We start from the raw sequence: 13,019 nt of genomic DNA, 5'->3' as shown, positions 1-13,019 counted from the left end.
CGCCGATCGCCTCGCCTGCGTCAGCGATGCCGCGGCCCACCGCGTCGAAGCCATCCTCGATCGCATCGCGCGTACCCGCCGTGGAGTTCGCTCGCCATTCGAGGCCCCGGCATCTGTGCCGAGCTGCGGTGTGCCCCGAGCGATCCGAGGTGTCGCTGCTCCGGAGTCTCACAGGACCGACAGGCCTGGCTCGACGACCGGCCCCCGGACACTCGCGAACGAACCGCAACCCGGCGAAGCGTCAGCCGAGCGCCGGGTAGACGCTCGCGCCGGATCCGTACTTGCTCGGGCCGACGCCTAGTCGCCCGTTCACCACCGAGGGTGCGACGCCCGGCCGGGTTTCCCGGTCCGCCCCGGTGCGCGCGTCCAGCACCAGCGGGCCGTTGTCGGTGCGCCCATACACCGCCCCGTGCCACGCACCGGTCACAGTCGGCACCAGCCGGCCGTTGTCCTTCGTGAAGGACCACAGCCACCGCCCCGTGGTCGCGTCGAGCGCCCCCACCCAGTCGAGACTTCCGCAGACGGTCGTCGACCTGTCGTCGTACTGGCAGGCCGACAGGTGCCGACGCTCCGTTCCCAAGTTCTGCGTGGAGCGGACCGCCCGCCCGGTGGCCGTCGCCATGACGTCGAGGAAGGGCCTGTTCCCGTCGTTGTCGTATCCGGTGGCGACGAAGTACGTGGGGCCACCGGACGATGCGGTCACCACGGAGGTGTTCCGGGGGGACACCCACCGCTGCTGCCCGGTTCGGGCGTCCACCCCCAGGATCTTCTCGTCGTACTTGCTGCGCTTGTCGGGTTTGGTGCCGGCCACGATGCCGTCGGCCACCGCCACGGCCTCGAATCCCTGTGTCTTCCACGCTTCCGTGTGGGTCGTCAGGTTGACAGCGAAGGCGCGGCTTTCGTCGTTGCGCGAGGACAACCGGATGATCCCGATTCCGTCCGTCACGCCGACCACCGACACGTCGACGTCCGATGGAAGGGCACCCTCGGTTCGCGGAGCGATCGTGATCGTCGTAGTCCAGTTGGTCGTGCCCGCCACCGGGTCGACCGACAGCAACTCGATGACGAACCGTCCCGGTGTGGTTCCCTCACCCTGCGTTTCGCCGAGGAACGGGATGAGCACACTGGTGGTGCCATCCACGGTCACCAAAGCCGGGCGGACCTCGACGCGGGAACCGGACGGCAGGTGGTGGGTCGGTCTGACCACGGTACGGAGTTTGCCGGTACCGGCGTCGACCAGCCGTACCTCCTCGTTCGCCAGTCCGTCGCTCTGATGCATCGGCACCACGACGGTGTTCTGGTGCATCAGCACCTCGGCGGGCTCGGCCGTCACGTCGAGCAGGCCACCCGCCGCGGCGTCGAAGCGCGTGGGTGGATCGAACTTGTCAGAGTCGGGCAGGGCGGGCCAATCGGCCGATGCTGACGGGAGCGGCGAAAGGGGGGCAATCGGGGAGATCGGCGACTTGTTCCCGCACCCCGTCAACGAACTCAGCAGCGCCATGGTTGCCACGCCGGTGGCGATCCCGGCGATCGGTCGTCGAACCCCCCGAGTCATTGCGCCCCCGTTTCCTCTACCGCCCGCCTCGGTGCTGCAGGCTATCAAGAACCGCTCCAGCCGATGGGGGCCTCGTGGTCCCGAGCCGCCGGCCGCCGGAAGCACACCGTCGGAAGCACACCGTCGGAAGCACACCGTCGGGGTCCGGGGCACCGAGAGGCGCCTGGCCGCGGCACAATGCGACCCGGAAACCCCGACGGAGGTGATCTGCGATGACGCTGTCCCCGTACGCGATCCGGCTGCTGACCGCGGCGGTGCTCGCCCTCAACGGGGTCTGGCTGGCCATGCTCGCCGGCGGCGTGGTGGTCGCGTCGCGCGGTGCGCCGATCACGTGGGAGATGTGGATGTTCAGCCTGACACCGGGATACGCCTTCGTCCCGGCGCTGTACTACCTGCTTCGCCGGCGGCGCGCGGTGGATCCTAAGAAGATCCGCGACTGCACCGGCATGGCCGTGGCGCTGACCGTGATGGGCGTCCTCGTCTTCGGCTCCACCGTTTACAGCCTCGTTCAGGCGTATCCAGGCTGAGCCGGGAGTCGCGTGGCCTGCCGGTGACGGGTGACGACATCTTCGTCCGTTTTGCCAGGAGTTGGCGTTGAACTGGGTCGCTGTGGGGTCAGCGCGGAGGCGTGGGCCACCTCTATCGTGCTGGCATGTTGCTTCGCCCGGCCGAGGACGCGACCCGCGTCGACTTTCGCGTGTCGCTGTCGTCCGCGGGGATCGGGGTCGGCCTGTCGGCGATCCTCGCGGTGATCGCCGGCTCCGCCGCGCTGTTTCCCGAGCAGGTGATGATCGACGGTGCCGGCACCACGGAGACCGTCATGGCGTGGCTGTGTACCGGGCTGTTCTCGCTACCGGTGGTCCTGATGGCCGCCGCCCTGGTGAAGACGCGGCGGTCGCAAGGGCTCCTGATCGACGCCAGCGGCGTCTGGTGGTACGGCCCGGACGCACCGGACCCACGGCTGGTCTGCGCGTGGACCGAACTCGGCGCCGTCGCGATCACCTGGAAGCAGTCGCCCGCTCCCGGCATCGCCCAGCCGGTCAGACCGGTGCTCGGGCACGCGCTGGAGGTCTACGCGACCGGTCCGCTGCTGGACGACCGCCTGGACCGGTTGACTCGCGTGTCGGAAACCGAGCGGCCGGTGCTCGTAAATCCTCCGCCGTGCCGGTATCGGCTCGTTCTCCCGGAGGCCGGGATGGCGGAGGTCGTCGAGGGCGCCGTGCACCGCTTCGCGCCGACGCTGTGGGCGGGCAGTCATCGGCGGCAGTGGAACCCCGTACCCGGAGCCTGATCCGGTCGAAAGTGGTCGCCGTCGTCGCGTCAGCGAGGAGCCCGGCGCAGGAATTCGGCGTCCGAGTCGGTCGCCTTCAGATGCTCCAGGAGCCGACGCACCGAAGGCACATGGGTCACCCTCTGGCCCCGGAATACAGGGAACTGACCGTGCGGACCGCCGGAATGGTCGTCGAACTCGGCCAGACTCGTCACCCCGAACCGCCGCAGAGCATCACCGACCACATTGCGGCGGAACCGCTCGAGGACGCCGACCTGGTGACGGAGTATCTCGACAGCGGCTACCTGCTGATCGACATGATGGACGTCGAGCGGGACGTGCTTGACCCCGAGCGGGAAATCCTCAGCGGGTCCACCGTTTCGCGCAGCCGCCCGACCCTAGCCGACTGCGGCTACGACTGCTGGGGGAACTCCAGCACCGCCTGCAGTTCTTGGCGTCGGCGCGCGGCGAGGCCCTCGAGAAGTGCCGGGGCCTCGTCGAACGGGACGACCGCGGTGATCATATGGCGGCGGATCGTCTCGCCGTCGCGGTGCAGCAGGCGTACGGTCTCGGCGGACAGCCGTTCCCGGTCCCAGGTCGCCGCCAGCCCGCGCGGTACCCGGCCGATCTGCGCGCAGCGGATTGCCAGGCCGTTGTGGTGGAATTCCGCCCCGAGCCGTACCGCGTCCGCACCGCCCTGATAGAAAGCCAGGTCGATGACCGTGCCCTGGGGGCGCAGCAGGCGCAGCGCCAGCTGCAAGGCGGACGCCTGTCCTCGGCATTGGAACACCACGTCGGCGCCTCGGTCGTCGGTGGTGTGCCGCCAGGTCGTCTTCAGGGTCACCGCCGCGTCGTCCGCCTCGGGGTCCAGGCTCGGCAGGCCGAGCGCTTCGGCGATCGCGCGGCGCTGCGGGGTCGGGTCGACCACGATCACCGACGCGGCGCCGTGCGCGCGGGCGAACAGCGCCGTGAGCAGCCCCACCACGCCGGCGCCGACAACCGCGACTCGGCGGCCGTGGACGCCGTCGCCGAGCCGGTGCACGTCCGGGCCATGCAGGTCGGCGGCGGCGTGCAGCAGGCCATTGGCGCAGATGGGGCCCATGTGCGCGACGTAGATGCCCAGGATCGGGTCGAGTTCGGCCGGCAGGCGCACCACGCGGTCGCGGAGCGGGTCACCGGTCCAGCCGGTGCGGTGGCCGTACGTCATGGCCACCGTGTCACCTTCGGTGACCGCTGGGGTGTCGCTTCGCTCGACGCGGCCGACCTCCATGTAGCCCAGCCTGGTCACCGGGTACGGGTCCTGGGCTGGGCCGCCGAACAGCCCGAGCACCGGGTCGAAGCGTTCGCGCAGTGCCGGGTTGGTGCCCTTGACGAAGCTCAGTTCGGTGCCGGCCGAGACTCCGCTGAACAGCGTGCGCACCCGGAACGGACCCGGCTCCGCCGGCTCCTCGACGATCTCCAGCCGGCCAGGCTTCGCGACCACCAGGTTGCGGTCAGTCATGGGGAACCGCCATCGGGCGGCCGGTGGCCGCGGACTGTGCGATCACGGTGGCGAGCGCGTGGGTGCGCAGGGCTTCGGCGTACGGCACCCGCACGTCGTCGCCGGCACCGCGGACCGCCTCGACGAACGCCCGGTCGACGGCCGTCCGGGCGGCGTCCGGGTCGGCGTCCACGCTCCACTCGCCGTCGCTGTCGCGGACGGTCAACCGGTCCTCGGTGATCGCCAGCGCCAGGCCGTCCGCGTAGACCTCCAGGCCGGCCCGCTGTTTCCAGTCGAGCACGCAGGTGGCCGCCAGGGTGCCCACGGCACCGCCGGCAAAGCGCAGGGTGGCCGCGGTCGCGCCGTCGATGTCGGCGCCGTCGACTCCGGGCGGGGTGCCGTTGCCCACGGCACTCACCTCGGTCACCTCGCCGGCCAGATGGCGGGCGAGGTCGAGCACGTGCGCGGCCTGCTCGACGACCGGCCCGCCGGAGCGGTCGCGCTGCGACCACCACGCCACCGGCGGTACCTTGTCCAGCCAGGAGGCGGTCACTTGGCGCACCGGCCGGTCGCCGAGGACCTCGCGGGCCCGCTCGACGAGAGCGCTGTAGCGCCAGTGGTGGCCCACACCGGTCAGCAGCCCACGCTCGGCGATCAGCCCCGCGGTCTGCCGCGCCTCATTCAAGTCAACACTGATGGGCTTTTCTACGAACAGCGGAACACCCGCGGCTATGACCGCGCGTTCCGCCGGGCCGTGAGCGAACGGCGGCACGCAGACGTAGACCGCGTCCAGTCCCTCACCGAGCAACGCCGCCACGTCCGGCAGGACACTCGCGCCGTGCGCGTCGGCGAGCCGGCGGGCCGCCTCCGGCAGCACGTCCGTGACGCCCACCAGCTGGACGTTCGGCAACCCGGACAGCACCCGCGCGTGCCGCTGCGCCACCCCACCCGCGCCTACCAACCCCACCCTTGTCGCCGGCATCCGGCCTCCCGTCGTCGATCTGTGGTCTGGGCCAGAGAGTTCTCCGATGCAGTGCCGGCGAAACTCCGGACAGCGGCGGCAAGGGATCTTTGTCATTTCAAGATTCGAAATTGGCCGGGCGGGGCAAGCGACGATCTCCAGTCGTCATCGATCTTCGGGGGTCCGCTCATGCAGCAGTTGCCATCGGCCGCTTCGCCCGTCGTCGAGGCGTGGGCCACGTACCGCACCGGCAACGCCACGCAGTGGAGCGCACGCCAACTCGCCCGCGCCAAGCGCGGCACCCGGGTCAGCGTTGTCATCCCGGCCCGCGACGAGCAGGACACGATCGGTGCGATCGTGTCGACCATCCGAAGCCGCCTGGTCGCCGAGGTCCCGCTGGTGGACGAGATCCTGGTGGTGAACTCACGATCGGTCGACGCCACCGTCACCGTCGCTCGGTCCGCCGGAGCCCGCGTCGTCGACCAGGACGAGGTCACCCGGGGACTGCCTCGAATGGAGGGCAAGGGCGACGCGCTCTGGGCCGGCCTGGCCGCCAGCACCGGCGACGTCGTCGCGTTCATCGACGGGGACCTGCGGGACTTCTCCGCGACATTCGTCACCGGCCTGCTCGGCCCGCTGCTCACCGACCGTTCGGTGGAGTTCGTCAAGGGCTTCTACCACCGCCCGCTCATCGGCGCGACCGGCGTCGAGGCCGACGGCGGTGGCCGAGTCACCGAGATCAGCGCCCGTCCGCTGCTCAACCTCTTCTGGCCCGAGCTGGCCGGCTTCGTGCAACCGCTCGCCGGCGAGTACGCGGGCCGTCGCAGCACGCTGGAACGTATCCCGTTCGTCTCTGGCTACGGCGTCGAAATCGCCATGCTCATCGACCTGCTCGACCTCGTCGGTCTGGATGCCCTGGCCCAGGTCGACCTGGGCGAACGCCACCACCGGCACCAAAACCTGGACGCGCTCGGCCGCATGTCCGCGCAGATCATGGTGACCGCATGGCGCCGGCTACACCGCCGGGGCCTGGTCGCCGAGCCGCAACCGCCGACCACCCTGCTCACCCAGTTCAGCCGTGGCGGCACCGACCCGCTGCCGCACCTCAACCGCCGAATCAGCGTCGCCGACATGGGCGTCGACGAACGGCCGCCGCTGGCCACAGTAGCCCGCCCGATGGCGGTGCGTGCCGCATGAGAGTCCTGATGAACGCCGGCCCATGGCTGCCGGTCCCGCCGCATGGCTACGGTGGTATCGAGAACGTCATCGCCACCCTGGTCCCGGAGTTGCGCCGGCTCGGCGTCGAGATCGTGCTCGCCACCGTCGGCGACAGCGAACTGCCCGCCGAGGAACGCCTCGCCGCCTATCCCAGCGGCCGGTTCGAACAACTGCAACGCCCGTACAACCAGGTCTGCGGCGTGGTACCGGCACACCAGCACGCCGTGGTCCGGCGGCTCGACCGCGGCGACATCGACCTGATCCACGACCACGTCGAGGCGGCCGGCCTCACCATGCTCGCCGGGCTCGGCGTGGACGCCCCGCCAGGACTGCACACCCTGCACTGGGACCTACGCAAACACCCCGAGTTGTACGGCACGTTCAACGGCGGCTCGCGGGTGCGGGTCAACGGCGTCTCGGCCGACCAGCTCACCCATGCCCCGGCAGCACTGCGTGCACACGCGGTGGGCCACGTGCACCTAGCCACCCCACTCGCCGACGGCGCCGATCGCCGACCGCCGGCCGAGAAGGGCGCGTACGCCGTGGTGCTCGGCCGAATCACCCCAGGCAAGGGGCAGGACCTCGCCGTCCGGCTGGCGCACGCCGCCGGCTTCGATCTGGTGCTGGCCGGCCCGGTCGGCCCATACCAGCAACCCGCCGATCTGGAAGCCGCCGACCCGCAGAACCCGGACGTACGGTTCTGGCAGGAGAAGGTCGCGCCGCACGTCGACGGAGACCGGGTCCGGTGGGTCGGCACGGTCGCCGGCGCGGACCGCGACGACCTGGTCGCCGCCGCCCAGGCGACGCTGTTCCCCCTGCGCTGGAACGAACCCGGCGGTACCGCGGTGGTCGAGTCGCTCGCACTGGGCACCCCCGTCGTCGGCATCGCCCGCGGATGTCTGCCAGAACTCGTCGAGCACGGCCGCACCGGCCTGATCACCACCGACGACGAGGAACTCGGCGAGCTAGTGCACGCGGCAGGCAAGATCCCCGAGTTCGAATGCCGGGCCGAGGCGGCCCGGCGTTTCACCCCGGCGGTGATGGCCGAGGCATACCTCAGCCTCTACGAAAAGGTGCGTACGGCTGGTCATGGGTGACGGCAGCGACAGCCGAGCGCACGGAACACCAGCTGCCGCACTTTCGAGCTACTCCCGCGGGCCAGCGCGTCCCTCAAGATCTTGAAGGGTTGGGTTCGTCGATGACTGATCGGGGTGTCTGCAGGACATCGACCGGAGCGTCTACCCGCGCTGGTGCGCTATCGCGTGGGCAGGTTGCTCTCCGCCCGGGCCACGATGGCGTTCAGGGCCGCGGCGTGCCGGCTCAGCGCTGCGCGGCCGCGGTGGGTGAGGCGCAACCGGGTGCGCGGCCGCTTGCCGATGTAACCCTTGCGGATGGTGAGGTAACTACTTCAACGGTGGCCGCCGACGTCTGACCGTCGGCAACACCGAGGTCGTGGCCGCAATGGTCACCAGGCTGATCGGCTGCGACGTGCACCGCATCGAGGCCGCCGACCCTTACCGCGACTCGACCGGCCAACGCAACGAGCGAGAGAGTCTTGAGGTCGCTGGACATCTGGGCGACCTGTTCGGGGGCGGCGTGGGTCTGGATGACTCCAGTGCTGGCGGCCTGGCTGGCGGCGGCGACCGCGGAGACGTCGGCGGCGATGCCGGCGGAGGCGCCGGCGGCGTCGCTGACGCTGCGGTGATCTCCTGGCTGGCGGCGGCCCTGCTCCTCTACGGCGGTGGTGATCATCCTCTGGTGGTCACTGATCTGCCCGAACACGGCGTGATGCCGGCGATGGCCTCGACGGCCTGGGCGGTGTCGCGCGGGATCGCTTCGACCCGGTTGGCGATGTCCTCGGTGGAGCGGACGGTTTCCTGGGCGAGGTCATTGACCTCGGTGGCGACCACGGCGAAAACCCTTGCCGGTGTCGCCAGCGCGGGCGGCCTCGACGGTTGCGTTAAGGGCGAGCAGGTTGGCCTGCAGGGCGATCGCGGTGATGGCCTTGACCACGTCGCTGATCTGCGTCGAGGATTCTCCGAGCTGGCCGATCACGGTGTTGATGGCCTCGGCGACGGTGCCCGCCTGGGTTGCCACCTCAGCGGCCTGCCCGGCGTTTGAGGAGATCTCCCGGATGGAGGCGCCCATCTTCTCACTGGCCGCGGCGAGTGCGGACACGTTCGCCGAGACGTCACCGGCGGCGCGGGCGACGAGTACGGCCTGGCCAACAACGCCCAGCACCCCCGCGCGGTCAACCTTGCCCCGGCCATGCCGGAGAGCCTGGATCCGGTCGTTGCCGCGCCGCTGCTGTGCGCCGGCCTCGGTACTGCGCCCTATTGCGCCGCTTGGGTGCCGGGTCGCGCAGTTGCCGTGAGTCGGCCCGCCCCGGTCAGCCGATTTTCCAGTCCATGGTCTGTGCGGTGCGGCCGGGATACAGACTCAGCCGGATCCGGGACAACCGCACGTTTCCGCGTACGTCGAATGCCGCGAACTGGTTCCTTTCCTCGCCGGGATCCAGCCAGTAGCCGTTGTCCGTCGACACTGTCGGGGCTGTCCAGCCCGCCCCCCGGGTGGCGGCCCACACGAAGGGGAAAGGCGTCGGTAAGGCGCTGGTGCCTACGTTGCGGATGTTCAGTCGAACCCAGACCCGGTGCCGGCCATTCGGCAGCCGTAGCGCCTTCTGATCCAGGGGCAGGGAGGTGGTCACCTTCACCCGCTGATCGGCGAAGCGGGTGATGGTCGCGGTGGCGCCGAGCGCAAGGGTGTCGCACGGCCGGACGCGCAGCCCCTGTCGAACGATGGCGGCGGCCCCGGACGGGACCGGGAATCGCGTGGTCCGGCCCGCGGACGGCGGGCATTCCCGTTCGACGGGGACGTCCGGCGACGGGGAGGGCGAGGAGGACGGGAAGGGGGATGGGTATGTCGGCTCGGAAGCGACGGTCGGTTTCGGCAGGTGCCTGAGAACTGCGTCCCGGTCGATTAGGTCGTAGCCCGCACCCTCCACCGGGTGCGGGCGTGGCGGTGCCGGCCAGGTGGCGATCTGGGCGAGGACCAGCACGAGGATGGCCACGGCGGGAACGGCGATCAGTCCGGTCCAGTTGCGGCGGACGCGCGTCGCTGCCGGCATCGCGCGGTCGTGGCGTTGCTGCGATGGTGCCGTCGCAACGACGGCAGGCTGCCGCTCGGCGCCGGGCTTGCGCCGCCACGCGCGCACGGCTACGCCCGTGCCGACGGCGGTCGCGGCCGCGATGGCAAGGAGAGCCGCGCGACGTCGCGGTGCGATGGTCACGACTGCCCCTTCGGCACGCCGGAACCCGATCTGAGCTCGCCCTTCGCCGGCCGACATGACCATTCGGTACCGGCGGGCGGCTTGGCCGCCCGCGGCCGGGAGTCGGGCACTGCCGCGCATGTCTCTAAGTTCCGCGGTATCGCTGCCGAAGCGGTGACCGTGAGCCCGCCACCGCGTTGGTCGAGACGGCAGCGGCACTCGCGTTGGATGCTGATCGCGGCGGTCGTCACGGCGGCTGCCAGCGGGGTGCTCGCCGCCCGGGGCGTACGCCGTGCACGCGCTGCCGCGTCGCCGCCGATGCCTGCCGCGCCGCTCCCGGACACCCTCGCGCCGACGCCTGCTGCACCGCTCCCGGATACGCCCTCACCGGTGCGTGCCCTTGAGGGCGGCCCGCGCGCTCGGGTTCGCACGGCGGTGAGCACCTACCTCTGGATTGCCGTGATCGCGGTCGTCCTCCTCGCCGGCTTCGGGACAGCCCTGACCCAGGTCGAACGCACTGCGGTTCCGGCGACGGACACGTACGTCGCCGGACGATCGCTCCTGCCGATTCCGACGCCGACCGCGGCAGCCGCTCCGCGCTTCCCGTCGGCCGCCCCCACCTGGATACCGACGACACCTGCCTGGGCCCCGCCCACGACTGCGTCGACGCCGCGTTCGGTGGGCGACGCGCTTCCGCCCCGCAGCACGGTGATCATGCACGGGGACTTCGGCGAGCGGATGCGGCTCCGCCTGGGAGAGATCGACGACCCGGCGTCGTCGCTCACCTACCCGGACCGGCCCTACGACAAGAACATCCAGCCGGCGTCCGGCCACCGGCTGGTCGCGGTCACCGTCGAGGTCGAGAACGACGGCCGGATCCCCTTCATGCCCACCGTCGAGAAGTACACCTGGCTCGTCGACTCCAAGGGCCGGCAGTACCCGCTCAACCGCCTCATGACCCGAGCCCAGGAGTCTCGCCCGCCCACTCTCCTCGATCCGCCCGACAGCCCCACGTCGAACGGGCGGTATGTGGCGTTCCGCATCATCGTCTTCGAGATCGGGAACAACGTCAGGCCGGTCCGGTTCCGCCTGAGCCTGCACCCGGGCGTGGCCAGGAAGACCCAGGACTGGAGCCTCAGTCCCGCTTGACATCTGCCTGAACGCGGGGGTGGCGAAACTCGGTCGTGCGACCGCGGCGCCGTGGATAACGTCCTGGTCCGCCCCCGTTCCCAGGAGGTCGTCATGTACCGCGACTACGACGCCGAGGCGTCCTTTTGAGCCGACCAGCAAGCGCCGCAGGGGTTCCCCTCTAGCGAGACCCAGGTCGAACGCGGCAACCGCACCGTCGGCGTAGATACCGAACTGATCGAGAAGCTGGGCGGCAACGATCCCTGCCCGTGCAGGTCCGGGCGGCGGTTCCGCCGTTGCTGCCGCAACAGCGGCCGCTACGGCGACACGAACGGCCACTACTACGTGCGCGATTGATCGGACCGGCGGTGCCGCCGGGCGCCGTCGACACCCGTCAGGTCCGGGCTTCGGGTGCACAGCCGACCGTTAGGCGGCTGTGCACCCGACAGTCGGCAGTTGGCCGCCGACGGCCGGATCACCCGCAACCCACTGACGGGGTGAAGGCCCAAGGTCAACCCACACACCTCCCGCACCGCCCGGCTCACCCTCGACGAAGTCGACCGGCTACTCGCCCACGCCGACGCCGAAGCCACCGCCCGTGCCGACGACTTCGTCGACGGCGACACCGACCCGACGGACAGCAGCGGACACGGCACGCTGGTCGCAAATCTCATCGCCGGGGACGGCGCCAACGGCGTCGGTTCCGGTGGCCTGTGCGGCCGTTGCCGGGTGATGCCGGTGCGCGCATTGAGCGGCCGCTCCGGCAGCACCGCGGACGTCGCCGCCGGCATCGCCTGGGCCGTGGACCACGGCGCCCAGGTGATCAACGTGTCGCTGAGCACGCCGGTGGCGAGCGGGCTGCTGCGCGATGCGGTCGACCACGCGGTCGACAAGGGGTCGCTGGTCGTCGCGTCGGCCGGGAACGTGGAGTCGACCGCGCGGCGGTACCCGGCCGCGTACGAACCCGTCTTGTCCGTCAGCTCGCTAGTAGCGACGAAGAACACCGCGACGGACCGGTGGGTCGACGTGAACGCCGCCAGCACGTGGCCGGTGCTCGGTCGCAACAACATAGCGGCTCCCACCTCGGGCGCGTCCGGCTCGACGGCGCTGGTGTCCGGGGTCGCGGCTCTCGCGTTCGCGTGGAAACCGGATGCGTCCGTCCGGGCCTTCGAGTACCGGGGCAACGTGGGTGAGGCGACCACGGTCGTCCAGGCGGACCTCCGCGCGCCCACCGGCTGGATAGTCTCGCCGGAGCAACTCACGGTCGTGCACGGTGCGACGGTCGACGTGACCGTCGCCAGCGCGGACAGCCATCTCGCCCTGGCCCACCTACGCAACGGCGACACCTACGCCCGCCTTGCCGCCCGCCGCCTTCGAGATCGGCGTTGCCACCGCCTGGCGATACCTACAGGAAGCGATCGCCCTGTTCGCGGCGGCCGCCGACAACCTGGCCACCATGATGAAGAAGATCCGCATGCTGGCGTACGCCATCTTGGACGGCACGCTGATCCCGATCGCGCGCGTCGCCGACCAGAAGCCCTACTACTCGGGTAAGCACAAGCGCCACGGCATGAACGTGCAGGTCATCGCCGACGCGGCAGGCCGCCTCGCCGGCACCGCCAGGCGCGGTCCACGATCTGACCGCCGCCCGGACCCACGCCATCATCGAGGCGCTTGACCAGCGCAGGCGTGATGACCTTCGCGGATAAGGGGTATCAAGATGCCCGCGGCAGCGTGCGCGCCCCTTCAAACGGCACCGCTACCGGCCCAAGTTGTCACGCTGGCAGAAGGCTGTGAACCGGGCGCACGCGAAGATCCGCGCCCGCGGCGAGCTAGTGATCGCCACGCTCAAAACCTGGAAGGTCCTGGTCAAGCTGCGTTGCTACCCACGCCGCGCCACCGCGATCGTGCAGGCCATCCTCGTCCAGCACCACGTCGAGGCCAACCGCTACGCAGGATGAAAGGGGCTGTGAGAGTAGTCGTTGGCTGGCCTGGGGCTGGCTGGCAGGGTCAGCGTCATGATCGCGACCGGGTGTGGCTCATGAAAATGGTGGCCCTGCAGGGTGCTCTCAGTGGGATCTGCCCATCCGGTCCATGGTCGGACGTCGGCCCTGCCTCTCTCGGTGGCTTGATCAGAAG

The 13,019-nt window shown here is 70.5% G+C and carries 14 protein-coding genes and 2 pseudogenes; 8 read left to right on the top strand and 8 right to left on the bottom strand.

Going from position 1 to position 13,019, the window contains the following annotated elements; genetic code table 11:
- Positions 1-241: 241 nt before the first annotated feature.
- Positions 242-1,333: a hypothetical protein gene (locus tag ACMCNO_RS13625; RefSeq protein WP_412749782.1), complete on the bottom strand. Its 1,092-nt coding sequence runs from the start codon at positions 1,331-1,333 to the stop codon at positions 242-244.
- A gap of 434 nt (positions 1,334-1,767) precedes the next feature.
- Between ACMCNO_RS13625 and ACMCNO_RS13620 the strand changes: the two genes are divergently transcribed.
- The gene (locus tag ACMCNO_RS13620; RefSeq protein ID WP_412749781.1) at positions 1,768-2,082 is read left to right on the top strand and encodes a hypothetical protein; all 315 of its coding nucleotides are present in this window, start codon (positions 1,768-1,770) and stop codon (positions 2,080-2,082) included.
- Positions 2,083-2,207: 125 nt separating this feature from the next.
- Entirely contained in the window at positions 2,208-2,846 is a 639-nt protein-coding gene (locus ACMCNO_RS13615; protein ID WP_412749780.1) for a hypothetical protein, read from the top strand.
- A 391-nt stretch (positions 2,847-3,237) separates the two neighbouring features.
- On the opposite strand, the gene ACMCNO_RS13610 is transcribed toward ACMCNO_RS13615, so the two are convergent.
- Together ACMCNO_RS13610 and ACMCNO_RS13605 are read right to left on the bottom strand one after the other, a co-directional pair.
- Positions 3,238-4,326: a zinc-dependent alcohol dehydrogenase gene (locus tag ACMCNO_RS13610; RefSeq protein ID WP_412749779.1), complete on the bottom strand. Its 1,089-nt coding sequence runs from the start codon at positions 4,324-4,326 to the stop codon at positions 3,238-3,240.
- The gene (locus ACMCNO_RS13605; protein ID WP_412749778.1) at positions 4,319-5,287 is read right to left on the bottom strand and encodes a Gfo/Idh/MocA family protein; all 969 of its coding nucleotides are present in this window, start codon (positions 5,285-5,287) and stop codon (positions 4,319-4,321) included. The genes ACMCNO_RS13610 and ACMCNO_RS13605 overlap by 8 nt, the downstream gene beginning before the upstream one ends.
- Before the next feature lie 168 nt (positions 5,288-5,455).
- Between ACMCNO_RS13605 and ACMCNO_RS13600 the strand changes: the two genes are divergently transcribed.
- Both ACMCNO_RS13600 and ACMCNO_RS13595 read left to right on the top strand, forming a co-directional pair.
- Positions 5,456-6,463, top strand: coding sequence for a glucosyl-3-phosphoglycerate synthase (locus ACMCNO_RS13600; protein WP_412749777.1), 1,008 nt, complete (start codon positions 5,456-5,458; stop codon positions 6,461-6,463).
- Between the two features lie 8 nt (positions 6,464-6,471).
- Positions 6,472-7,581 carry a glycosyltransferase gene (locus ACMCNO_RS13595; protein ID WP_412749776.1) on the top strand — a complete coding sequence of 370 codons (1,110 nt, stop codon included), beginning with the start codon at positions 6,472-6,474 and terminating at the stop codon, positions 7,579-7,581.
- 158 nt (positions 7,582-7,739) lie between these two features.
- On the opposite strand, the gene ACMCNO_RS13590 is transcribed toward ACMCNO_RS13595, so the two are convergent.
- From ACMCNO_RS13590 to ACMCNO_RS13570, 5 genes are all read right to left on the bottom strand, one after another.
- On the bottom strand, positions 7,740-7,838 hold the full coding sequence (locus ACMCNO_RS13590) for a hypothetical protein (RefSeq protein WP_412749775.1): 99 nt from the start codon (positions 7,836-7,838) through the stop codon (positions 7,740-7,742).
- Positions 7,805-8,236 carry a hypothetical protein gene (locus ACMCNO_RS13585; protein WP_412753925.1) on the bottom strand — a complete coding sequence of 144 codons (432 nt, stop codon included), beginning with the start codon at positions 8,234-8,236 and terminating at the stop codon, positions 7,805-7,807. Before ACMCNO_RS13585 ends, ACMCNO_RS13590 begins: the two co-directional genes overlap by 34 nt.
- Positions 8,233-8,394 (bottom strand): hypothetical protein, encoded by a 162-nt coding sequence (locus ACMCNO_RS13580; RefSeq protein ID WP_412749774.1) that lies wholly within the window; start codon positions 8,392-8,394, stop codon positions 8,233-8,235. The genes ACMCNO_RS13585 and ACMCNO_RS13580 overlap by 4 nt, the downstream gene beginning before the upstream one ends.
- Positions 8,372-8,725 carry a methyl-accepting chemotaxis protein gene (locus ACMCNO_RS13575; protein ID WP_412749773.1) on the bottom strand — a complete coding sequence of 118 codons (354 nt, stop codon included), beginning with the start codon at positions 8,723-8,725 and terminating at the stop codon, positions 8,372-8,374. The genes ACMCNO_RS13580 and ACMCNO_RS13575 overlap by 23 nt, the downstream gene beginning before the upstream one ends.
- A gap of 148 nt (positions 8,726-8,873) precedes the next feature.
- A complete protein-coding gene (locus ACMCNO_RS13570; RefSeq protein WP_412749772.1) occupies positions 8,874-9,830 on the bottom strand; it encodes a hypothetical protein in 957 nt (318 codons plus the stop codon).
- Positions 9,831-10,187: 357 nt separating this feature from the next.
- Here ACMCNO_RS13570 and ACMCNO_RS13565 point away from each other — a divergent pair, with 357 nt between their 5' ends.
- From ACMCNO_RS13565 to ACMCNO_RS13550, 4 genes and pseudogenes are all read left to right on the top strand, one after another.
- Complete coding sequence (locus ACMCNO_RS13565; RefSeq protein ID WP_412749771.1) at positions 10,188-10,901, top strand: hypothetical protein; 714 nt, start codon at positions 10,188-10,190, stop codon at positions 10,899-10,901.
- A gap of 213 nt (positions 10,902-11,114) precedes the next feature.
- Positions 11,115-11,237 carry an SEC-C metal-binding domain-containing protein gene (locus tag ACMCNO_RS13560; RefSeq protein WP_412753692.1) on the top strand — a complete coding sequence of 41 codons (123 nt, stop codon included), beginning with the start codon at positions 11,115-11,117 and terminating at the stop codon, positions 11,235-11,237.
- A gap of 288 nt (positions 11,238-11,525) precedes the next feature.
- A pseudogene (locus tag ACMCNO_RS13555) lies at positions 11,526-11,981 on the top strand (S8 family serine peptidase); the annotation flags it as partial.
- Positions 11,982-12,194: 213 nt separating this feature from the next.
- Positions 12,195-12,841: pseudogene (locus ACMCNO_RS13550) on the top strand (transposase family protein); the annotation flags it as partial.
- Positions 12,842-13,019: the final 178 nt, after the last annotated feature.

The organism is Krasilnikovia sp. M28-CT-15, assembly GCF_047159595.1.
Lineage (GTDB): Bacteria > Actinomycetota > Actinomycetes > Mycobacteriales > Micromonosporaceae > Actinoplanes.
Note: the sequence above shows the minus strand (reverse complement) of the source record. Positions and strands in the feature narration are given on the sequence as shown.